Raw genomic sequence first — 20,642 nt, forward strand, 5'->3', positions numbered from 1 at the left:
ACTAATCTAAGAGTGAATACTATCAACAATTGGAGAAAGCAAAATGGCTTTAATTAGTATGCGTCAACTTTTGGACCATGCAGCTGAAAATGGTTACGGCGTTCCGGCGTTTAATGTAAATAACCAAGAGCAAATGCGTGCAATAATGGAAGCGGCTGATAAAACAAACAGTCCTGTGATCGTACAAGGTTCAGCTGGTGCGCGTAAATACGCTGGTGCCCCTTTCATTCGTCATATGATTTTAGCTGCAATTGAAGAATGGCCACATATTCCTGTTGTTATGCATCAAGATCACGGTACATCACCTGCAATTTGTCAGCGTTCAATCCAATTAGGTTTTTCATCAGTAATGATGGATGGTTCTTTATTTGAAGATGGTAAAACAGCTTCTACTTATGAGTACAACGTAGATGTTACAAGCCGTACTGTTGAAATGGCACATGCATGTGGTGTTTCAGTTGAGGGTGAGCTAGGTGTACTTGGTTCATTAGAAACAGGTGAAGCGGGTGAAGAAGACGGTATTGGTGCTGTTGGTAAATTATCATTAGATCAACTGTTAACTGATCCAGAAGAAGCAGCTGACTTTGTTAAGAAAACAAATGTTGATGCACTAGCAATTGCGTGTGGTACTTCTCATGGAGCTTACAAGTTCTCTCGTCCACCAACGGGTGATATTTTAGCAATTGATCAAATCAAAGCGATTCATAAACGCATTCCAAATACACATTTAGTAATGCACGGTTCTTCATCTGTACCACAAGAGTGGTTAAAAGTGATCAATGAGTTTGGTGGTGAAATGCCAGAAACTTACGGTGTACCAGTTGAGCAAATCGTTGAAGGTATCAAGTATGGCGTACGTAAAGTAAATATCGATACAGATTTACGTTTAGCATCTACTGGTGCTGTTCGCCGTCATTTAGCTGAAAATCCAGCTAATTTTGATCCTCGTAAGTTTTTAGCTGCAGCGACACAAGCTATGACTGACATTTGTATTGATCGCTACGAAGCGTTTGGTACTGCAGGTCAAGCAGACAAACTTAAAGCAATTTCACTTGATGCTATGTCAATGAAATATGCTGCTGGCGAGTTAAATGCGTTAGTAAAGTAATTTAATAGGCTAATTGCCTTTTAAAATGAAAGCCCTCTCAATGAGGGCTTTTTTGTGCGTGGATCATAATATTACTAAGAGGGATCATAAAGCGGGCTTTGGGATCAGTTTTTTACTTACTTAGATCGTAATATAAGTCATTAAGATCGTTTTTATTAAGTTGTTCAGTCATTTTAGAGTAAATTACCAACTATTTATGTCTGAAAATTAATCAAACTTTATCAAATTAAAATCATCTAAGTAAAAAAATGATCTGACATTTAAATATGATTACTTTAGTTGGTAATTATTTGATCTAAAAGATCATAGAGTCTCTACTGAAAGTTGCTTTAGTCTCTGATCCTGTTGGCTATTTAATTCAAGTGTTTGTGCATGTTTTATAAGATTTTTTTGCGAGAATTGCCAATACTTATTGATATTTAAACTTTGCATCGTATTTAAAAAATTTAATAAATACACACTGTTAAGTGGCATTAACAGATGTGCTTGTGAAAACTGACTTAAAGCCTGAAAACTCATTCCTTGGTTTTGTTTATCTATACCCCAGCGATTAAATAGCGCTGCTTTTATTTTTGGATCTCTAAATTGATCGTTAAATACTTTGTTCATGCAATAGTTGAATGAAATCTCTTGAGCACTCAGATCCATCATACCTATTAAAGATAAACGTTTGTTATATAAATTGTGCAGTACTTTTACTTGCTTTAATAATGCGTGTGCGCAGGTCAATAAAAGCTGTTTATGGCAGTCCTGCGGCTGTTTTATCAGAATGTTGAGTTTTGATAAGTGCTTATCTTTATTTTCAGGTTCTAAACAAATGTTTAAAATTAATTTTATTACATTTTGATATCCTGACATATCAATAGGGCTTTGATTTTGGCTTATCTCGGACCAAGCTTTTTTACAACGCAGTGCAAATAATTCATTAAACTCCTGATCCGCTTTATGGTTAAGTGTGCGATCTAAGACTAAACATTTGATCCATGTTAAAGATAATGAATTTCGATAATGCTGGTTTTCTAATGTGGTTCTTAGTTTTTGTTGTAGATAATCAGTGGCTTCTTCAATTGAATGGTTTTCAAGTATTAAAAGGGCCTTTAACTCTACTTCTTCAGTGGTAAATGAAAACTCATCTAAGTTATCAAATATTTTTAATGCCTGAAATGATTCTTTTTTATTAATAGCATGGTGAACTTTATATAAAATTTGTTTTCTAGAAAGTATATTTAATGACTGCATTTTAAGTAAAGTGAGTTTAAATTTACTTTCGTTACCACATAAATTAAACAGTGCTATTTGAGCACTTGCTTGTATAGCTGCATTACTTATCGTTTTTAATGTATCTAAAGCTGTACCAGGTAAATCACATTTTAATAAATTTGTTGCTTTGATTAGGTTAAGCTCATTTTTTTCTTGATTATCTAATCCAACAAATTGCGCATGTTGTAATATATTTTGTTTTTGTATGCCATTAGCTTTAGATAATTGTTTTAGTAACAATTTCAACCTTTTTGAGCTAGCGTCAAAATACTGTAGTTTTTGAGTTAATTTAGCATGATTTACTGGTTTTTCGATGATATCAGTTGTAACGTACCTAAATGGTAAATCTGCAGATACTTTATCTGCCTGATCTGTTATAAAAATGATTCGGGTATGATCTTGCAGAATTTTAAGAGTCAGTAATTGTCTTATGAATTCAGTACCAGTGAAGCAGTTATCAATATCAAAATCTAAAATCAGTAAATCAAAATCAAGTAGTTTAGGTTTCGATATTAATTCTGCACCATTTTTTACTACTGTGATGTTAAGGCAACCGCTTTGTTTTAGAATACGCTTAAGATGAGAGCGGCTACTTAAGTTAGATTCAATTAGTAATATATTGAGTTTAATATCCGTATCAGAATTCATGTTGTTTATTATTGTTATTATGTTAATAAAGTGATTGTATCTGTTAAATTGTTTCAGTCAAAGCAAATCGATATGCAATAAATAGCAGTTATGGGCTAATATCTAATCAAGGTTCATAAAACTGTCATATTTAATCATAATAATGAATGTAATTAGGAACTTTGAGAGATAATCAGGAATGTCACGAAAAATACTTGTAGTTGATGATGAAGCGCCCATCAGAGAAATGTTGGTGTTTGTACTTGAGCAAAACGGTTATCAAGCTGTTGAAGCTGAAGATTATGATTCTGCTATGGAAGCACTTGCTGTTGAACCATATCCTGAATTAATTTTATTAGATTGGATGCTACCAGATACCAGTGGTATTCAAATAGCTAAAAAAATTAAACAAAATGATCATACTCGAAAAATTCCAATCATCATGCTCACAGCACGTGGCGAAGAAGAAGACAAAATTAAAGGCTTAGAAGTGGGGGCTGATGACTATGTTACTAAACCTTTTTCTCCTAAAGAGCTGATGGCACGTATAAAAGCTGTGATCCGCAGAGTATCTCCAACAGCTTTAGAAGAGTCTATTGAAGTGCATGGTTTACGATTAGACCCAATCTCACATCGTGTCACATCAGCTGGTAAAGAGCTTGATATGGGACCTACAGAATTTAAATTATTACACTTTTTTATGACCCACCCTGAGCGTGTTTATAGCCGAGAGCAATTGTTAGATCAAGTTTGGGGCACTAATGTATATGTTGAAGATCGTACGGTAGATGTGCATATTCGTCGTTTAAGAAAGGCGATCACAAGTGCACATGATAAGTTAGTGCAAACTGTTCGTGGTTCAGGATATCGTTTTTCAAATAAGGTTTAATTTAAACCAAATAACTAGGGTTACTTTATGTTCAGAGTGATCAATAAGCGCACCTTAATACAGCGCTTATTTATGTATTTTTTACCATTATCATTGATCGGAGTCCTAATCGGGGCTCCTTTTTTACTTTTATTCCTTGGAACTGCAAGCCTATTATTTTGGCATTATAAGCAGTTATATAAATTAAGCGATTGGCTGCACAATCAAAAAAGCTTTAATCCGCCTGAAGGAGAGGGTAGCTGGGAGCAAATTTTTGATGGTATTTACAGGTTACAGCATAGAAACAGAGATAAGCGAAATGAATTAGCAGGTTTGATAAGGCGATTTAGAGAAGGTGCAGAAGCGGTTCCTGATGCTGTCATTGTTTTACAAAAAGATCTCAGCATTGTGTGGTGTAATAAACTGGCAGTTCAAGTGCTTGGATTAAAATGGCCGAGTGACAGTGGTCAAAGATTAGATAATTTAATTCGTCACCCTGATTTCGCCAAATATATGAACAATAATGACTTCCATGAACCATTGGAGCTTGACTCTCCTTTAGGCACTGAACAGATTTTAGAATTTCGTGTGATGCCATATGAAACACAGCTGATGGTTGTGGTGCGAGACGTGACTCAATTAAAAATGTTAGAGCAAATAAGAAAAGATTTTGTAGCTAACGTATCTCATGAACTGAGAACACCGCTTACTGTTATTTCAGGATACCTTGAAATGATGGATGCTGACGCTATGCCACCATTAGGGATTTGGGGGAAAGCACACGGTACTATGTCGGAGCAGTGTGAACGAATGAACGGGCTTGTAAATCAATTACTGATTTTATCCCGTATAGAAGGGCCTCGTAAAACGGAACAAGATGAATTAGTTGATATCCCAAATATGTTAAAGCTCATTTTGGTTCAAACTGAAACATTAAATGCGGATAAAAAGCATGTTATAGAGTTAGAGGTCGATGCTAATTTATCTATATTAGGAAAAACTGAAGAATTAAGAAGTGCTTTTTCTAACTTAATATTTAATGCGATACATTATATACCTGAGCCAGGTCATATTCGTATTGTTTGGCAGATGAAAAATGGTGAAGCGCATTTTGCTGTTCATGACAATGGCGAGGGTATTGGGCCTGAGCATATAGGTCGTTTAACAGAGCGTTTTTATCGTGTTGATCAGGCACGTTCTCGTAAAACAGGCGGATCAGGATTAGGGCTTGCTATCACAAAACATGTTTTATCACGTCATGAATCACATTTGAATATTGACAGTGTTGTAGGTGAAGGTTCTTGTTTTTCCTTTAGTTTTTCGAATGAACGTGTAAAAAATCTTAAGTAGATTCGATAGAATTAGAAAATATGACACTTTATTTGCAGGTCATAAAAGTGTCATAAAGTAGTAATCTAACTGTCATTTAAAAGATGAATAATAGCGGCAGTTAATTAGAACGGACTTCAAATAGTTGAGGTTCACAAATTGAGAAAGATTGGAGTTACCAATGAAATTTAAAAATTTAGTTGCCGCTATGGGCCTAACACTTACAACTTTAGTTTCAGCTAATGTTGCTGCACTAGATAAATCAATTCCAGAATACACTAAAACAAGCGGTGTAACTGGTAACTTCTCATCTGTAGGCTCAGATACATTAGCAAACATGATGACTTATTGGGCTGAAGAATACAAACGTATTTACCCTAATGTAAATATTCAAATTCAAGCTGCGGGTTCTTCAACTGCGCCGCCAGCATTAACGGAAGGTACTTCAAATTTCGGTCCTATGAGCCGAAAAATGAAGTCAAAAGAAGTAGAAGCTTTTGAGAAGCGTCACGGTTACAAACCAACTGAAATTCGTGTAGCAATTGATGCTTTAGCAGTATTTGTACATAAAGATAACCCAATTGAAGGTTTAACGATTTCTCAAGTTGATTCAATTTTCTCTTCAACTCGTAAATGTGGTTCTGGTTCTCAAGTTAATCGTTGGAGCGATGTTGGCCTTGAAGGTAACTGGGCTGGTAAAGATGTTCAATTATACGGTCGTAACTCTGTATCAGGTACTTACGGTTACTTTAAAAAGAAAGCACTTTGTAAAGGTGATTTCCGTAGTAACGTAAATGAGCAACCAGGTTCAGCTTCAGTTGTACAGTCAATCTCTTCATCAGTAAATGCAATTGGTTACTCAGGTATTGGTTACAAAACGTCAGGTGTTCGTACTGTACCGCTAGCTAAAAAAGGCACAAACTATGTTGATGCAACTTTAGATAATGTAGCGAAAGGTAAATACCCATTATCTCGTTTCTTATATCTTTACGTAAACAAGCACCCAAATAAGCCATTAGCACCAATTGAAGCGCAATTTTTACAAATGGTATTGTCTAAAACAGGTCAAGGCATTGTTGAAAAAGATGGTTATGTACCACTTTCAGCTAAATTAGTTAAAAAAGAATTAGCTAAAATCGGATTATAATAGTTCAATTTACCCTGAATTATTAAAGCAGCAAACCGCCCGAAAGGGCGGTTTTTTCGTTTTATCACTTCAAACTATAATTGTCAGATCTTCAAAATTTAGCTAATAAAAAAGGAAGCGATTTGGCTTCCTCTTATTTATTATCTAATGGTGGTAACCTGATTTAGATAACAGTGATTTTTTCTGCTTGTGGACCTTTTTGACCTTGTGTAACTGTAAACTGTACACGTTGGCCTTCAGCAAGCGTTTTAAAACCAGTACTTTCAATAGCGCTGAAATGAGCAAAAACATCAGGGCCATTTTCTTGTTCAATAAATCCAAAGCCTTTAGATTCATTAAACCATTTTACAGTACCAGTAGTTGTATTTGACATCGTTCGATCCTATTTTATTCAAGAGTAATTGTTGCTACTAAGATAACGACTTATTTTGTTAAATTAGGCCGTAGCACTTAACAGCGGTTTTGCTGAAATATAGTGCTATTACTTATGAAAACAGGACGAGGTATTATTAAGTGTTACATCGATAAAGTATTGCATAAATATTAAACGTATTTTCAAGCTAATTTTAAGTATATATACGATCGCTTTTTAGTCAATGTATCTAAGGTGATAATAATACATTTATTTTTAATTTATTATATGATTGTTTCCAAAGTAAAAAACATTAAAGTAGTTGTTATTATGTTCAGACTTGAATTTAAAGTTTTATTGCTGCGTTTTATTATGGGTAGCTTAATTATTATACAATTAGGCTGTGCGCAAAATAATGTGCCTAAGCATGCTGTTTATCAAAAATCACCCAGTCAGTTACCCATAGAGTTCAAGAGCTTTGAAGCATATCAATTAGCAGCTAAAAATTGGTTAAGTGATAATCGTGTTTTCTTAACTCAAAATCGAACCAAAGAGCTTAAATTTAATACACCCTTTGAGCTGCCTGCTAAATTGAATTCAGGTTCTGAAAATTCCAAAGGTATCTTATTCGTTCATGGTTTAGGTGACTCTCCATATTATTTCTCAGATATTGCACAAACGTTAAATAAACAAGGCTTTTTAGTCAGAGTCTTGTTGCTACCAGGGCATGGATCTCGCCCTGCAGATTTACTATCCGTATCATCAGATGCTTGGGTAAGGCTGGTTGATATTCAGATCAATGCATTAAAAGCACAAGTAGACAATGTTTATTTGGGAGGGTTCTCTACAGGCGCTAATTTAGTAACCAGTGCTGCCTTGTCTGATAATGCTATAAAGGGGCTTATTTTATTCTCACCCGCATTTAAAGCTAAAACTAAATTAGCCCGCCTCAGCCCATTATTACCCTTATATAAGCCTTGGCCTTGGCTAAAGTCACCCAATTATATGACTAATATAGCGCGATACTCACCAGTACCGAGTAATGCATTTGCGCAATATTATTACACAAGCCGTGATGTGCAAAATAAATTGGAAAAGAAGCTATTTACTAAACCTGTATTTATGGTTTTGAGCGAAGCTGATTCAGTTGTAGATGTATTAGCTGTGGCAAAATATTTTAGTCAAAACTTTACACATAAAAATTCAAAACTTGTTTGGTTTGGTAATAAACCTGACTTTGAGGATAATCGTATTATTGTTTATTCGGCTAAATCAGATAAGTACCAGGTAAGTAATTATTCACACATGGGCATGTTATTTAAGCCTGATAATACCTACTTTGGCTTTCCCTCAGGGTATCGCATTTGTGACAATGGTCAAACAGATGCAGCTTTTAGCAAGTGTTATAAAAAAGGAGATATATGGTATTCGGCTTGGGGCTATAAAGAGCCTGATAAGGCGCACGCACGACTTACTTTTAATCCGAAATTTGATGATATGATGCAGGTATTGAAGCAGGTTTTAACAAAGTAAGTAAATTAAAGTTAATCTACTTACTTTTATATTTATCTCTTTAATCTTTTTCTACTGCGACTTTTAAGCGCTTAGCAAATTCTAAACATTGATTTTGTTTATCGATACATTTTGCATTACAGACTTCAAAACCCACATTTTGACCTGTATTTTTGCCTTTACATACAATATTACATTGATAGTATTTTTGGCCACAGCGTTTGCTTTCAAGTTTATATTCACTGACTTCTTTAGAGGTATTAAAACTACATGCCGATAAAACACATAAAGACACTAAAACTAAAGTAAAAGTCATCAATTTATTAATCATTTATATCAACTTGTATATTGTCAATTAAACGAACAGAACCTAAAAAGGCAGCCGCTAAAATTACAAAGCTCTTACAATCAACTTTAGCTTCTTTTAAATCAGCTTTATTACAAATGTTAAAGTAATCAGGCTTTAAACCTGCTTTTGATAAAGTATTTTTAGCAGTTTGAATGATAGATGAATAATCTCGCTCTCCGCTTTGTAAGGCTTTTTGAGAGTGTTGCAGGCAAGCATACAATACTTTAGCAACATCTTGTTGTTGTGCTGTTAAATAACCGTTTCTAGAGCTTTTAGCGAGACCTGACTCTTCACGTTTAGTTGATACACCAATAATATCTATAGGCATAGATAAATCTTCAACCATAGTGCGGATCACTTGCAGTTGTTGAAAGTCTTTTTCACCAAAACAGGCGATATCAGGCTGCACTAAATTAAATAATTTACATACAACTGTTGATACGCCTCTGAAGTGATCTGGACGTGTTCCTGCACAATGTCCTTCAGATACACCTGGCACTTCTACAAAACTTTGTGCATCTAATCCTTTAGGATAAATAATATCAGGCGTAGGTGTAAATAATAAATCGGTGCCTAAGGCTTTAAGACCTTGCTGATCTTGCTCTAATGTTCTGGGGTAACTGTCTAAATCTTCGTTTGCGCCAAATTGCATTGGATTGACAAAAATACTGGCAACAACTTTATCGGCAAGTGTTTTTGCTTTTTCTATTAATGAAAAGTGACCTTGGTGCAAGTTGCCCATTGTTGGTACAAAAGCCACGGTTAAGCCACTTTGTTTCCAAGCTTTGATTTGCTGGCGTAATGCTGAAATTTCAGTAACTGTTTTCATTAGTTGAACTCATGCTCTTTTGCAGGGAACTCACCACTTGCAACATCAGTCATATATTTTTTAACTGCATCAGGCATATTGCCAGCTTCTAATAAAAAGTTTTTAGAAAACTTAGGAATGTAACCAGCCGAAATGCCAACTAGATCATGCATTACTAATATTTGACCATCGGTTAGGTTACCTGCACCTATGCCAATAGTAGGAATACTCACTGCATCAGTGATAAGTTTAGCCAGGGCAGAAGGAATACATTCTAGCACTAATAGCTGTGCGCCTGCTTTTTCTAATGCTTTAGCATCGCTTATCATTTTTTGTGCTTGTTCTTGTTCTCTACCTTGAATTTTAAATCCACCAAAAACATGAACTGACTGAGGTGTTAAACCTAAGTGACCACATACTGGAATGCCTTGCTGTGTTAATGCTGTGATTGAATCATAAAGCCATTCACCACCTTCAAGCTTTACCATATTAGCGCCTGCGCGCATCAGCTCAGCTGCATTTTTACAGGTATCAGCAATATTTGAATAAGTCATAAATGGCATGTCAGCAATAACAAAAGTACTTGGTGCACCCGCACGTACACATCTAGTGTGGTAGGCAATATCTTGGTTAGTAACAGCTAAAGTATCGCTACCACCTTGTAATACCATGCCCATTGAATCGCCAACTAATAAAACATGAACGCCATTATCTTCAAATAAGCTTGAAAAGCTCGCATCGTATGCAGTTAAAGCACCTATTTTAGTGCCTTCATTTTTCATTTTTCTTAAAGTCGATACAGTGATTTTTGACATTATTGTTCTCTATTTATTACTCAAAAGTCTAAAGTTGAATTTTTGAAAGGCCATTTAATGGCACTGATTTTTGTAAATCTGAAATTTTTATCCCGTCAGGCATCGTGATATTAGGTGCTATTTCTAATAATGGGTAAATAACAAACTCTCTTAATGTCATGCCATAGTGAGGCACAGTTAAGGTCGGTAAATTTAAAGTTTGTTCACCAAATAATAGAATATCTATATCAAGGGTTCTTGGCCCCCAGCGCTCGTCTTTTCTAACGCGGCCTAAATCAAGTTCAATTTTTTGTGTTAACGCTAATAAGTCTAATGGTTGTAATTTTGTTTCAATACAGGCAACTGCATTTACATAATCAGGCTGATCTTGTGGGCCCATAGGTTTACTGCTGTAAAATGCAGAAACCTTAATTTCATCGTCAGTATCAGGTAATGCTTTTAATGCAGACACTGCTTGATTTAATTGGTTTATAGGGTCATTAAGGTTAGCCCCTAAACCTAAGTATACAGTGTGATATTGAGACATTATTCTACAGACTTATTTTCATTGTTATTTTGCACATTGCCATTAGCTGGTTTGCGACGGCGAGGTCTGCGGCGCTTTTTTGGTTTATCTGAGTCATTAGCGCTTTTAGGGCTGCTAAAGTCTTGCACCATTTGCTTTTGAACTTGTGCATCCTTATCGATATAACCCGTCCACCAATCTGCAAGTTCAACTAGGTCGCCGCCAGAAATATTGGCTCTTAATAATAAGAAGTCATAAGAGGCTCTAAACCTTGGTTGCTGTGTTAATCTAAATGGGCGCTGACCTGTACGTCTAGGCATACGTTGTTGAATATGCCAAATATCTCTAGCGCCTAATGTAAAGCGTTTTGGTACGGCAATATGTTTTGAGCTTTCAGAAAGAATTTGATTAATTGCCAGATTGAAAATTTCATACTCAGGTTGTTTTTGTTCTGCCATTAATTTAGCGCAGCGATTTTGCAATGGATACCAATGCAATACAGCAAAAACATAAGCGGGTGTTACTTTTTTATCAGCATTAATGCGCTTATCGGTATTGATAAACATTTGTTTAGTGAGTTTAAACTCATCACCTTCAGGCGATGCTTCAATTAATGCATCAAGCGCAGGGAATAACTCTTTAAATAAACCGTATTTTCTTAATAATAAAAAGTTTTGTTCTGCTTTGCCATTTAAGAAAAGTTTTAAGCACTCTTCAAATAAACGTGCCGATGGAATATTACCTAATAGCGATGAAAGCTCGTAAATCGGCGCTTCTGTTTTAGGTGAAATCGTCATATCTAGTTTTGTAGCAAAACGAATCGCACGTAACATACGTACGGGATCTTCACGGTATCTTGTTTCTGGATCGCCGATTAATTCAATACTACGATTCTTAATGGCTTCCATACCGCCTGCAAAATCACGGATGCTAAAATCTTTTACCGAGTAATATAGGGCGTTGATAGAAAAGTCACGGCGTTCAGCATCTTCTTCTATGCTACCATACACATTATCTCTTAATAACTGACCTTGCTCACTTGATTGGCTTACTTGATTTTTATCTTCAGGGGCATCGTGATGACCACGCATAGTGGCAACTTCAATGATTTCGCGGCCAAATACAATATGCGCTAAACGAAAACGTCTACCGATCAAACGACAGTTACGAAATTGTTTTTTAATTTGTTCTGGAGTGGCATTGGTTACAACATCAAAGTCTTTAGGTTCTATACCTAGTAGCGCATCACGAATACAACCACCTACTAAGTAAGCATCATAGCCGCCATCTTTTAAACGGTATAAAACTTTTAGCGCATTTGGGCTAAAGCTTTTTCTTGATACGCCATGTTCTGAGCGTTCAATGACTTGAGGTGAACCCATACTTGTTACTTCCTGAGATTGATCTTCGGTTTTTTTTTGTCCATTTTGCCCGACAACTTTACGGCAAAAATCAAATATTTTGGAAATAATAACAAGTCTCCTAATGCATAGTGAAATAAAATTTAAATTTAAGGAGGGTATCATATACCAGAGCAGCTTAAAATTTAAGTATAAACCTGAGTAAACTCACTAAATATGCGCTTGAGCGATTGATTTTTTATTAAAGAGCTAAAAATTGACAGTGAGGAGCGTTATCATTCTTGATTAGTTGTATTTCATTCACTCTAGGTACAGTTGTAAGATCCCAGTGAACAACAGCCCAATTAATTAAATCAGCTACATTTTCTTTGATTAAATCAATCGGTGGATTTTGACCCAAAAAACGTAAAGCATCATAAAGTGCTAGTTGTGGTTTGCTTATGTCGATGGAAGGTGCATAATTTTGCTTAGATAATTTAAAACCCGGTTCGGCTACAACTAATGGCACATGGGCAAAGTTAGGTGCTTTTTTATTAAATTGTTTAAATAAAGATATTTGCCTTACTGTAGGTTCAAGTAAGTCGGCACCACGCACGATATGCGTAATATCCTGATTAATATCATCAAGAACTACAACTAGTTGATAAGCAAATAAACCATCACGTCTTTTTAATATGTAGTCTTCAGTGGCAAATGTTTCAGCGACTAATACTTGTCCTTGAACAGCATCATTAAACGTTTTTACTGGGTAATTTTGCTTAATTCTAATGGCTTGATTATCAAAAGGTAGATTGATATCTCTGCAGGCATTGTTATATATGCCGCCTAACGCTTTAATTTGTTTACGTGTACATTGGCAGGCGTAAAGCTGATTAGCATTAAGTAGCGGTTCTAAATGATGTTGGTAAAAGTCGAGTTGTTTGCTTTGATAACAAATCTCTTCGTCCCAGTGCAATCCATAAGCGTCGAGTGTTTTTAATATTAAATCACTCGCACCTTTGACAATGCGTGGGGTGTCGATATCTTCAATGCGAACTAACCACTGACCAGATTGTGATTTGGCATCTAAAAAGCTGGCAAGTGCAGCAACAAGTGAACCAAAATGAAGTGGTCCAGAAGGCGAGGGGGCAAATCGACCTCGATATGCCCCTGATAATGAACTATTCAATTAATTGATTAGTTATTATTAATGACCAGCTTGCTTTTCTTTAATTTCAGCAAGAGTTTTACAGTCTACACATAAATCAGCAGTAGGACGGGCTTCTAAACGACGAATACCTATCTCAATACCACATGAATTACAGAAACCAAAATCATCTTCTTCGATTAATTTAAGCGTTTTTTCAATTTTCTTGATTAATTTACGTTCACGGTCACGGGTACGTAATTCTAAAGAAAACTCTTCTTCTTGAGCTGCTCTATCTACTGGATCTGGAAAGTTTGCAGCTTCATCTTGCATATGGTTTTTTGTACGGTCAACTTCTTCTCGTAATTGAGTACGCCAAGTAGCAAGAATGTTTTTAAAGTGAGCTAATTGATCATCGCTCATGTACTCTTCACCAGGTGTTTCTTGATACGGTGGGATATCCGCGTAAGCGTATTGACCTGATTTTTTTTGCTCTGCCATATCTGACTCCTAATCCTTATTCTCAATCCCGATATAAATTCGGCGGCTATAAATAGCAAGAACTCAGCCTATTAGCAAGGATTATTGTAATATAAAGCTAAATTAACGAATATCTTTTTAAAAATAAGTATTTAAACTTGATTATTCTTTAAACGATTTTGTGTAAGTCATTGTTTTTGTTATTACAGAAAATCACGGTTTTAATAATTTACGATTTGTTCATTATACAGGTAAAAATGGTAATGATTTATTTATCACAATATTATTTATATCTATATCTGTGTTGTAACATAAAATCTCAACACCTGCATCTAAAGCTTGTTTTATACCGTCGGCATATTTTTCATCTACATGCCTAGCAGGCGATAGTTTCTTGATCCCTTGGTGCTGTACTAAAAATAATAAAACAGCGCGATGTCCTTGCTGTTTCATGCTTATTAACTCCCTTATATGTTTTAGCCCTCGGGTTGTGACTGCATCAGGAAAGTAACCTTGACCATTATGCTGCGCATCTTGCCCTAAAAGTGTGACACTTTTAATTTCGATATAACAATCGGTTTGTTTGTCATCAGTTAATAATAGGTCAATTCTGCTATTTTCATCACCATATTTTACTTCTTGCTGTAAGGTTTCATAGCCTTTTAGTTCAGGGATCTTGTTATTTGTGATGCCTTCACTGACAATTTTATTAGCCAAAGCGGTATTCACACAAATCATATCACCTGCGTTATTTTGGCAAAGCTCTAAACTATTTGGGTATTTTCTTTTTAAGTTATCGCTTGTGGAGTAATAAACCTTAAAGCCAGGCTCTGCACATCCTGTCATTGCACCTGTATTAGCGCAATGTATTGTTCTGACTTCACCATCAGGTAGCGTTATATCTGCTAAAAATCGTTTATAGCGTTTAATTAAAGTGGCAGAACTTAAGGTACTACTAAATTTCATTTATTTAGTCTCAATTATTTTGGTAGTGAACTGCGCTATAGTACACTTTTGTCACTTCAATAATGCAAGAGAAATGCAAATGAGCGAAAAAATGATTGTAAGATTAACAGAACAAGCACCTGCGGCACATTGGGGCAATGTAAACTTGTCTTTTGATAATGGTGGCGCTTTAGTACATTTATCAGAAAGTGAAACTTTAAAGCATGTACAAAAAGCGGCACGTTCTTTAGCTGGCCAAGGTATAAAAGAAGTGTCTCTTGAAGGTGATGCTTGGTGTACAGAAAGCCAATGGGCTTTCTATCAAGGTTTTGTCAGCCCTAAGGCGCAAGAAGGTGTTACTTTTGTTGATAATGCACAATCAGATTTAAAAGAACTAGCTTCATTAAAAACATCTGCGTTATTTGCTCGTAAAGTAATTAATGGTTCAGCTGAAGATATTTACCCTGAAAGCTTGGCTGAAAAAGCAGCTGAATTTATTCAATCTTTAGCGCCTGAGCATGTAAGTTACCAAATTATTAAAGGCGACGCTTTATTAGAAGCACAGTGGACAGGTATTCACGCTGTTGGCCGTGGTAGTGCTCGTAAACCTGTTTTATTAGAGTTAGATTATAACCCGACAGGTGATGAAAATGCGCCTGTTTCTGCTGCGCTAGTAGGTAAAGGCATTACATTTGATTCAGGTGGTTATTCAATTAAAGCCAGCGAAGGCATGGCTACAATGAAATGTGATATGGGCGGTGCAGGTACTGTAACTGCTGGTTTAGCGTTAGCGATTAACCGTGGTATTGATAAGCGCATTAAATTATTTTTATGTTGTGCTGAAAATATGATTTCGAGTAATGCATATAAATTAGGTGATATTTTAACGTATAAAAATGGCACAACAGTTGAAATATTAAATACAGATGCAGAAGGCCGTTTAGTATTAGCTGATGGTTTAATGGCTGCTACTGAAACTGGCGCACCACTTATTATTGATGCTGCCACTTTAACGGGCGCTGCATTAATGGCTGTTGGTCAAGATTACAACGCTTTATTTGGTTTAGATAAAGCGTTAGTACGTGAAGTAGAAGATTTTGCATCGGAAGAATTTGAAGCTGCTTGGCCTTTACCACTTGAAAAATGGCATCAAGATAAATGCCCATCTCCTTATGCTGATACTGCCAATAGTCGTTTGCAAAAAGGCGGTGGTTTTGGTGGCGCATCAAATGCAGCTGGCTTCTTATCTCGCTTTGTTGGAAACGAAGGTCAAGGTTGGGTACATATGGACTTAGCTGCATGTTTTGAAAATAATGCAGGTCCACAATGGGCTGCAGGCGCGACTACTTTAGGTATGCGAACAGTGGCTAGAACATTACTGGAAAAAGCTTAATTTCATATAGCTAAATTTAAATTAAAGACGCGAATATAGTTCGCGTTTTTTTTAATTAATTAATTTAATTTTTTGGTTGAAAATAAAACAAAGCTGTCTTTTTTGTTAGGTTTTTCGCTCTAATTTGACTTGTAACAACAAATAAGCTTTCTTTTAGTGTAATATTCGCACCCAATTTAATGGCGTTAGCCAATTTCTCTTATGGAGCCTCAAATGTCTGATAAACGATTTATTACAGCGCAACAGCTGTTAGAAGATTCGTTCCGCGTTGCCGCACAAGTTTATGATGATGGATTTCGCCCTGATTTTATAATTGGTATTTGGCGTGGTGGTGCTCCAATTGGTATCGCAGTGCAAGAATATTATGATTTTAAAGGTGTTGAAACAGATCATATTGCTGTTCGTACATCTTCTTATTATGGTATTGGTTTACAGTCAAAAGAAATCAAAGTGCATGGTTTACATTACATCGTTGAAAACGCCAATGCAGGCGATAAATTATTAATCGTTGATGATGTATTTGATTCTGGTCGTAGTATCCAAGCATTAAAAGAAGAGTTATCTAAACTAATGCGTTTGAATATGCCAACAGATGTACGTGTTGCATGTCCTTATTACAAACCTAAAAACTCTAAAGTTGATATCGTTCCTGATTATTTTATCCATGATTCTGAAGAGTGGTTAGTATTCCCACATGAATTATCAGGTTTAACACCAGATGAAATTCTTGAAGGTAAAACTGATTTAACTAATATCAAAGATTTATTGGTTTAAATTCAGCTCATTGAACTTAGAAAGGCTGCACTAAGTGCAGCCTTTTTTATAATATGAGATTAAATTATTTATCTAATGTATTAGTGAGCTTTTCAATTGTCAGTTCAAGTCTTTTTATTTCCCGCATAGCCGATTGGCGATTCATTTCCATAAAAGTCCACATTTTTAAAGCAATTTGCACCATAGTCGAAAGTAATAATACAACACCCCACTGAATTTTATGTAGCATTAGAGTTTGATCTGAGACTTCAACAAAAAAGAATTGATAGCCAGCCCAAAACATCACTAAAGTAATTAAAAAAGTAACAATAGCCACTAAGATCATCCATCGGCCTAATGAACCTTTAAAGGCATTGAGTAACATTTTAAAAATGCCCGGTTCATGAGCCAGTATATGATCTAAATTTTTAGCTTCAGATTCTAAAGACTGTTTAATTTTGTCATCTAAGTTCATAACGGTATTCCTTAAGGTTAATTATCCATCTTCTGTTTTAATAATTTACGCGCTCGGTTTAATCTAGATTTAACTGTGCCAACAGGTACTTCTAAAATTAAACTGACTTCTTGTAAGCTCATTTGCTCTAAATAAAATAAATGAATAGTGTGTTTATCTATATCTGGTAGTTCATTGATATGATGAAGCAACACATCATCAGCTTCATTTAATGTTTGTGCTAAAGCTTCAATGGGTTCATCAACTTGAAGCGCTCTTTCTTTTGCGTAATGTTTTATTAAATCTAATGTTTGCCAGCGAGTAGCTTGATAAGCCCAGCTTTTAAAAGCGCGAGGGTCTTGTAGTTGTTTTAAAGATTTAGTGATCTTAATCCAAGCATTTTGTACTGCGTCGTGAGCGAGCTGCTCGTTATGGCAAATTTTATAAGAAAATCTTAAAAGACCGGGATTAAAATACTGAAAAAGCTCAGTAAAAGCCTGCTCATCGGCTTGCTTTGCATCCATGACTAACAATTCTACTTTGGCTTGTTCCATAATTTAACTATCTCTCAATAGAGCTCTTTTAATTTTCTTATATCTACAAGACGATAGTATTTACGGAAAGGTTCATGGTAATTAAATTATTTTTGATGAAAATGATCTATAAAGTCGCTGAGTTTATCTTCATTGATAGGTTTTAAGCCTTTATCTGTTCTTTCGATCAAGCCTTGTTCAACAAGTTCTGAAACAACTCTGCGATATGCCCGCTCAGTTGTAGCAAAGCGCTCAGCTTCGGCGCTGACAGTCGGATAGGGGCGTAAAACAATGGGGCTGGTATTTTGATGACGAGATAAACAGTCTTTTGCAATATTATAGCTTAAAGGCAAAAGTAATTTATCTAAGTTTATTTGATGGTTTTCTAAAAATTTAGCCGCAACTGTTTGGGCTGTGTACAGACATAATTCAGGTTGTTGTAATAAAATACTTTGCCAATGTTTAAAATCAATTAAATGATAACTTACATCGGTTTGGCAGGTGACAGTGTAAATACAAGGTTTAGCATTGAGCGCTTCAATTTCGCCAATCAAAGTAAAATTACAATCTAGTTGACCTAACAATAATCTACGGCCATTGCCGACATCATAGCTAAAAGAAACAGTGCCTGATCTCACTAATAATAATTTAGTAAGAGGTTGATCTTGATGTAAAAGGCTAGCGCCTTTTTCTTGTTGGTATTCTTTTTCTGCGTAAGTGAGCAGTTGTTCTATTAAGTTAGCTGAAAAATGATATTGAAACATAGTTAGGCCTGAATTTATTTTTGTATTTTGGGGCTTTGGACATATGTCCTTCAAGGTATACCTGAGCCACTTTAATATGTTTTATATTGATTATACGCGCTTGGCTGAGGAATTATATGTCTTGGGAATATTTAGGTTACTTTGCATCGGTTTTATTAGTAATGTCACTCATGATGACAGACGTTGTAAAACTACGTTGGCTTAACTTAGCAGGCTGTTTTACCTTTGCTATTTATGGTTTGATTATAACCGCTTGGCCTGTGGCTTTTGCCAATGCACTACTGGCTTTAGTTAATTTATACCATATTGTAAAGTTAATGCGTGATAATAAAAAGGACTTGGTAACTGGCTAAATTACTTTGCAACTTTTAATTTATTAGTAATGATGAGAGATGTCGTAAATTATGTAATTATCTGAGCATAAATAAGTAAACTACATATTTATGCTCAATGTTAGTTCTTAATTCTTAGTCCTTTTGGTACTTTTTCTCACCGGCTATCCAAGTTTCTAATACTTGGGTTTGGTAAACTTCTGCAATATCAGATTTAAAAATATCTTTATCAACTAAGATAAAGTCGGCCCATTTACCTCTCTCTAATGATCCAATTTTAAACTCTTGATGTGCTGAGTATGCTGCATCTAATGTAAATGCTTTAAACGCTTGTTTGCGTGTTAATGCTTGCTCTGAGCGCCAGCCATTTTCAGGCTTTTGTTGATGATCCATTCTGCCCATTGCTGAATATAAACCATGGAAAATATTAGCTAACTCTACAGGAAAGTCAGAACCAGCGGCTAAATGAGAGCCTTGTTTAATAAAAGCTTGCCAAGCATAAGCACCTTGCAGGCGTTTATCATCTAATCTTACTTCTGCCATATGCATATCAGATGTTGCGTGCACAGGTTGCATAGAAGGAATTATATTTAATGATTTAAATCTAGGAATATCATCTACGTGCACTATCTGAGCATGTTCAATTCTATTTCTTAATAAGCGACCACCGGTATTTTTAAATACATTTTCATAGGCATCTAAAACAATTTTATTAGCTCGGTCACCAATTGCATGAGTATTGGCGGTAAATCCATGTTTAAAGCTTTTTGTATAAAAGTCTTCGAGTGACGCTTGTGACTCAAGCATAAGGCCTGTGTGCTGTGCTCTGTCCGCATAATCACTTAAAAGAGCTGCACCTCGGCTACCTAAAGCGCCATCGGCATAAACTTTTATGCTACGAATAGATAAAAAATCACTTTGTTCTTGGTAAGTGCCTGCTTTTAACATGAAATCTAACTGGGGATCGCTTGCTGATAACATGGCGTATATTCTAACCGGTAAGTTTTTATCTTTGGCTCTTTGTTTATAAATTTCCCAAGTATCTTTGTTTATTCCCGCATCATGTGCTGATGTAATACCTAAGCTTAATAAGTGCTCTCCAGCTAAGTCTAACGCTTGATTAATAGCTTGTTTATTTGTTTTTGGGATGTGGTTATTAATTAAATCTTCTGCTTTATCTATAAAAATGCCGCTAGGTTCATTATTGGCTAATCTTATAATTTCCCCGCCCATAGGCGCTTTAATTTGTGAAGTAATATTAGCAAGCGACATTGCTTTACTATTTGCCCAAACTGCATGGCCATCTACACGAGTTAATACCACAGGAATATCACTGACATACTTATCTAAATCTGCTGCAGTAGGGAATTGATTGTTTGGCCAGTTCTCCTGATTCCAACCACGGCCAACAATCCAGCCATTTTTATTTTTTGAAAATGCTTTTAGCTTTTCACCAACATCTCTTTTAGATTGAGTATCACGTAAATCTAAACGAGATAAGTTTTGACCTAACCCTATTATATGGCCATGGGCATCAATCAGGCCCGGTAATAAAAATTGGTTTTCACCATCAATTTTTTTTGCATTAGGGTAGCTTTTTAGTAATGCCTCATCACCGGTTCTAACCACTTTGCCATTTTTAAATACCAGTGTGGAAAACTCTTTTAGTTCGCCACTTCGCTCTAAAGTATAACCGGTTACATTATGTACTGCTGTAAATTTTGCTAGTACATTTGATGAGATAACAAGGGAAGGTAAAGTTAATAAACCTGCAATTTTAGGTAATAAACGCATAAGAGTGTCTTTTTATTATTAGTGTTA

General features: G+C 35.6%; 22 protein-coding genes. 8 read left to right on the forward strand and 14 right to left on the reverse strand.

Features of this window, described 5'->3' with window-relative positions; translation table 11 throughout:
- Positions 1-43 precede the first annotated feature (43 nt).
- Positions 44-1,108, forward strand: a complete 1,065-nt coding sequence (gene fba, locus KO527_RS09470; RefSeq protein ID WP_216040071.1) for a class II fructose-bisphosphate aldolase — start codon at positions 44-46, stop codon at positions 1,106-1,108.
- Positions 1,109-1,411: 303 nt separating this feature from the next.
- On the opposite strand, the gene KO527_RS09475 is transcribed toward fba, so the two are convergent.
- Positions 1,412-3,016 (reverse strand): response regulator, encoded by a 1,605-nt coding sequence (locus KO527_RS09475; protein ID WP_216040072.1) that lies wholly within the window; start codon positions 3,014-3,016, stop codon positions 1,412-1,414.
- Positions 3,017-3,194: 178 nt separating this feature from the next.
- Between KO527_RS09475 and phoB the strand changes: the two genes are divergently transcribed.
- From phoB to KO527_RS09490, 3 genes are all read left to right on the forward strand, one after another.
- A complete protein-coding gene (phoB, locus tag KO527_RS09480; protein ID WP_042148112.1) occupies positions 3,195-3,884 on the forward strand; it encodes a phosphate regulon transcriptional regulator PhoB in 690 nt (229 codons plus the stop codon).
- Positions 3,885-3,911: 27 nt separating this feature from the next.
- Complete coding sequence (phoR, locus tag KO527_RS09485) at positions 3,912-5,213, forward strand: phosphate regulon sensor histidine kinase PhoR (RefSeq protein WP_216040073.1); 1,302 nt, start codon at positions 3,912-3,914, stop codon at positions 5,211-5,213.
- Between the two features lie 160 nt (positions 5,214-5,373).
- Positions 5,374-6,339, forward strand: coding sequence for a phosphate ABC transporter substrate-binding protein PstS family protein (locus tag KO527_RS09490; RefSeq protein WP_042148106.1), 966 nt, complete (start codon positions 5,374-5,376; stop codon positions 6,337-6,339).
- A gap of 163 nt (positions 6,340-6,502) precedes the next feature.
- Here KO527_RS09490 and KO527_RS09495 read toward each other — a convergent pair whose 3' ends face one another.
- The gene (locus KO527_RS09495) at positions 6,503-6,712 is read right to left on the reverse strand and encodes a cold-shock protein (protein WP_216040074.1); all 210 of its coding nucleotides are present in this window, start codon (positions 6,710-6,712) and stop codon (positions 6,503-6,505) included.
- A gap of 309 nt (positions 6,713-7,021) precedes the next feature.
- Here KO527_RS09495 and KO527_RS09500 point away from each other — a divergent pair, with 309 nt between their 5' ends.
- Positions 7,022-8,224, forward strand: a complete 1,203-nt coding sequence (locus tag KO527_RS09500) for an alpha/beta fold hydrolase (protein ID WP_216040075.1) — start codon at positions 7,022-7,024, stop codon at positions 8,222-8,224.
- 40 nt (positions 8,225-8,264) lie between these two features.
- On the opposite strand, the gene KO527_RS09505 is transcribed toward KO527_RS09500, so the two are convergent.
- The 8 genes from KO527_RS09505 to sfsA form a co-directional block, all read right to left on the reverse strand.
- Positions 8,265-8,534: a hypothetical protein gene (locus tag KO527_RS09505; RefSeq protein ID WP_216040076.1), complete on the reverse strand. Its 270-nt coding sequence runs from the start codon at positions 8,532-8,534 to the stop codon at positions 8,265-8,267.
- Positions 8,527-9,381 carry a pantoate--beta-alanine ligase gene (panC, locus tag KO527_RS09510; protein ID WP_216040077.1) on the reverse strand — a complete coding sequence of 285 codons (855 nt, stop codon included), beginning with the start codon at positions 9,379-9,381 and terminating at the stop codon, positions 8,527-8,529. The genes KO527_RS09505 and panC overlap by 8 nt, the downstream gene beginning before the upstream one ends.
- Positions 9,381-10,175 carry a 3-methyl-2-oxobutanoate hydroxymethyltransferase gene (panB, locus tag KO527_RS09515; protein WP_216040078.1) on the reverse strand — a complete coding sequence of 265 codons (795 nt, stop codon included), beginning with the start codon at positions 10,173-10,175 and terminating at the stop codon, positions 9,381-9,383. Before panB ends, panC begins: the two co-directional genes overlap by 1 nt.
- Before the next feature lie 28 nt (positions 10,176-10,203).
- Complete coding sequence (folK, locus tag KO527_RS09520; protein WP_216040079.1) at positions 10,204-10,701, reverse strand: 2-amino-4-hydroxy-6-hydroxymethyldihydropteridine diphosphokinase; 498 nt, start codon at positions 10,699-10,701, stop codon at positions 10,204-10,206.
- Complete coding sequence (gene pcnB / locus KO527_RS09525; protein ID WP_252733592.1) at positions 10,701-12,062, reverse strand: polynucleotide adenylyltransferase PcnB; 1,362 nt, start codon at positions 12,060-12,062, stop codon at positions 10,701-10,703. Before pcnB ends, folK begins: the two co-directional genes overlap by 1 nt.
- A gap of 220 nt (positions 12,063-12,282) precedes the next feature.
- Positions 12,283-13,209: a tRNA glutamyl-Q(34) synthetase GluQRS gene (gluQRS, locus tag KO527_RS09530; RefSeq protein WP_216040081.1), complete on the reverse strand. Its 927-nt coding sequence runs from the start codon at positions 13,207-13,209 to the stop codon at positions 12,283-12,285.
- Positions 13,210-13,227: 18 nt separating this feature from the next.
- Complete coding sequence (gene dksA, locus KO527_RS09535) at positions 13,228-13,668, reverse strand: RNA polymerase-binding protein DksA (RefSeq protein WP_216040082.1); 441 nt, start codon at positions 13,666-13,668, stop codon at positions 13,228-13,230.
- A gap of 222 nt (positions 13,669-13,890) precedes the next feature.
- Entirely contained in the window at positions 13,891-14,613 is a 723-nt protein-coding gene (gene sfsA / locus KO527_RS09540; protein ID WP_216040083.1) for a DNA/RNA nuclease SfsA, read from the reverse strand.
- 79 nt (positions 14,614-14,692) lie between these two features.
- On the opposite strand from sfsA, the gene pepB reads away from it, so the two are divergent.
- Positions 14,693-15,985, forward strand: a complete 1,293-nt coding sequence (gene pepB / locus KO527_RS09545; RefSeq protein WP_216040084.1) for an aminopeptidase PepB — start codon at positions 14,693-14,695, stop codon at positions 15,983-15,985.
- A 213-nt stretch (positions 15,986-16,198) separates the two neighbouring features.
- Positions 16,199-16,759 carry a phosphoribosyltransferase family protein gene (locus tag KO527_RS09550; protein WP_216040085.1) on the forward strand — a complete coding sequence of 187 codons (561 nt, stop codon included), beginning with the start codon at positions 16,199-16,201 and terminating at the stop codon, positions 16,757-16,759.
- A 64-nt stretch (positions 16,760-16,823) separates the two neighbouring features.
- Here the strand turns inward: KO527_RS09550 and KO527_RS09555 are convergent, their stop codons facing one another.
- The 3 genes from KO527_RS09555 to KO527_RS09565 all read right to left on the reverse strand — a co-directional run bounded on the left by KO527_RS09555 (position 16,824) and on the right by KO527_RS09565 (position 18,489).
- Positions 16,824-17,213, reverse strand: coding sequence for a DUF6768 family protein (locus KO527_RS09555; protein WP_216040086.1), 390 nt, complete (start codon positions 17,211-17,213; stop codon positions 16,824-16,826).
- 17 nt (positions 17,214-17,230) lie between these two features.
- Positions 17,231-17,746 carry an RNA polymerase sigma factor gene (locus KO527_RS09560; protein WP_216040087.1) on the reverse strand — a complete coding sequence of 172 codons (516 nt, stop codon included), beginning with the start codon at positions 17,744-17,746 and terminating at the stop codon, positions 17,231-17,233.
- Positions 17,747-17,832: 86 nt separating this feature from the next.
- A complete protein-coding gene (locus KO527_RS09565) occupies positions 17,833-18,489 on the reverse strand; it encodes a cyclic nucleotide-binding domain-containing protein (protein ID WP_216040088.1) in 657 nt (218 codons plus the stop codon).
- A gap of 116 nt (positions 18,490-18,605) precedes the next feature.
- On the opposite strand from KO527_RS09565, the gene KO527_RS09570 reads away from it, so the two are divergent.
- Positions 18,606-18,842 carry a YgjV family protein gene (locus KO527_RS09570; RefSeq protein ID WP_216040089.1) on the forward strand — a complete coding sequence of 79 codons (237 nt, stop codon included), beginning with the start codon at positions 18,606-18,608 and terminating at the stop codon, positions 18,840-18,842.
- A gap of 114 nt (positions 18,843-18,956) precedes the next feature.
- Here the strand turns inward: KO527_RS09570 and KO527_RS09575 are convergent, their stop codons facing one another.
- Positions 18,957-20,615 carry an amidohydrolase gene (locus tag KO527_RS09575; protein WP_216040090.1) on the reverse strand — a complete coding sequence of 553 codons (1,659 nt, stop codon included), beginning with the start codon at positions 20,613-20,615 and terminating at the stop codon, positions 18,957-18,959.
- Between the last annotated feature and the right edge of the window lie 27 nt (positions 20,616-20,642).

Source organism: Pseudoalteromonas sp. C2R02 (assembly GCF_018860845.1).
GTDB lineage: Bacteria > Pseudomonadota > Gammaproteobacteria > Enterobacterales > Alteromonadaceae > Pseudoalteromonas.

What these genes read in the sequence shown, in the direction of transcription:
- folK (WP_216040079.1), bottom strand. Translation starts at nt 10,701, where the DNA reads ATGTCTCAATATCACACTGTATACTTAGGTTTAGGGGCTAACCTTAAT.
- KO527_RS09500 (WP_216040075.1), top strand. Translation starts at nt 7,022, where the DNA reads ATGTTCAGACTTGAATTTAAAGTTTTATTGCTGCGTTTTATTATGGGT.
- KO527_RS09490 (WP_042148106.1), top strand. Translation starts at nt 5,374, where the DNA reads ATGAAATTTAAAAATTTAGTTGCCGCTATGGGCCTAACACTTACAACT.
- KO527_RS09560 (WP_216040087.1), bottom strand. Translation starts at nt 17,746, where the DNA reads ATGGAACAAGCCAAAGTAGAATTGTTAGTCATGGATGCAAAGCAAGCC.
- KO527_RS09570 (WP_216040089.1), top strand. Translation starts at nt 18,606, where the DNA reads ATGTCTTGGGAATATTTAGGTTACTTTGCATCGGTTTTATTAGTAATG.
- fba (WP_216040071.1), top strand. Translation starts at nt 44, where the DNA reads ATGGCTTTAATTAGTATGCGTCAACTTTTGGACCATGCAGCTGAAAAT.
- KO527_RS09495 (WP_216040074.1), bottom strand. Translation starts at nt 6,712, where the DNA reads ATGTCAAATACAACTACTGGTACTGTAAAATGGTTTAATGAATCTAAA.
- phoB (WP_042148112.1), top strand. Translation starts at nt 3,195, where the DNA reads ATGTCACGAAAAATACTTGTAGTTGATGATGAAGCGCCCATCAGAGAA.
- KO527_RS09565 (WP_216040088.1), bottom strand. Translation starts at nt 18,489, where the DNA reads ATGTTTCAATATCATTTTTCAGCTAACTTAATAGAACAACTGCTCACT.
- KO527_RS09575 (WP_216040090.1), bottom strand. Translation starts at nt 20,615, where the DNA reads ATGCGTTTATTACCTAAAATTGCAGGTTTATTAACTTTACCTTCCCTT.
- panC (WP_216040077.1), bottom strand. Translation starts at nt 9,381, where the DNA reads ATGAAAACAGTTACTGAAATTTCAGCATTACGCCAGCAAATCAAAGCT.
- phoR (WP_216040073.1), top strand. Translation starts at nt 3,912, where the DNA reads ATGTTCAGAGTGATCAATAAGCGCACCTTAATACAGCGCTTATTTATG.
- KO527_RS09550 (WP_216040085.1), top strand. Translation starts at nt 16,199, where the DNA reads ATGTCTGATAAACGATTTATTACAGCGCAACAGCTGTTAGAAGATTCG.
- KO527_RS09475 (WP_216040072.1), bottom strand. Translation starts at nt 3,016, where the DNA reads ATGAATTCTGATACGGATATTAAACTCAATATATTACTAATTGAATCT.
- dksA (WP_216040082.1), bottom strand. Translation starts at nt 13,668, where the DNA reads ATGGCAGAGCAAAAAAAATCAGGTCAATACGCTTACGCGGATATCCCA.
- KO527_RS09505 (WP_216040076.1), bottom strand. Translation starts at nt 8,534, where the DNA reads ATGATTAATAAATTGATGACTTTTACTTTAGTTTTAGTGTCTTTATGT.
- panB (WP_216040078.1), bottom strand. Translation starts at nt 10,175, where the DNA reads ATGTCAAAAATCACTGTATCGACTTTAAGAAAAATGAAAAATGAAGGC.
- sfsA (WP_216040083.1), bottom strand. Translation starts at nt 14,613, where the DNA reads ATGAAATTTAGTAGTACCTTAAGTTCTGCCACTTTAATTAAACGCTAT.
- pcnB (WP_252733592.1), bottom strand. Translation starts at nt 12,062, where the DNA reads ATGGGTTCACCTCAAGTCATTGAACGCTCAGAACATGGCGTATCAAGA.
- KO527_RS09555 (WP_216040086.1), bottom strand. Translation starts at nt 17,213, where the DNA reads ATGAACTTAGATGACAAAATTAAACAGTCTTTAGAATCTGAAGCTAAA.
- pepB (WP_216040084.1), top strand. Translation starts at nt 14,693, where the DNA reads ATGAGCGAAAAAATGATTGTAAGATTAACAGAACAAGCACCTGCGGCA.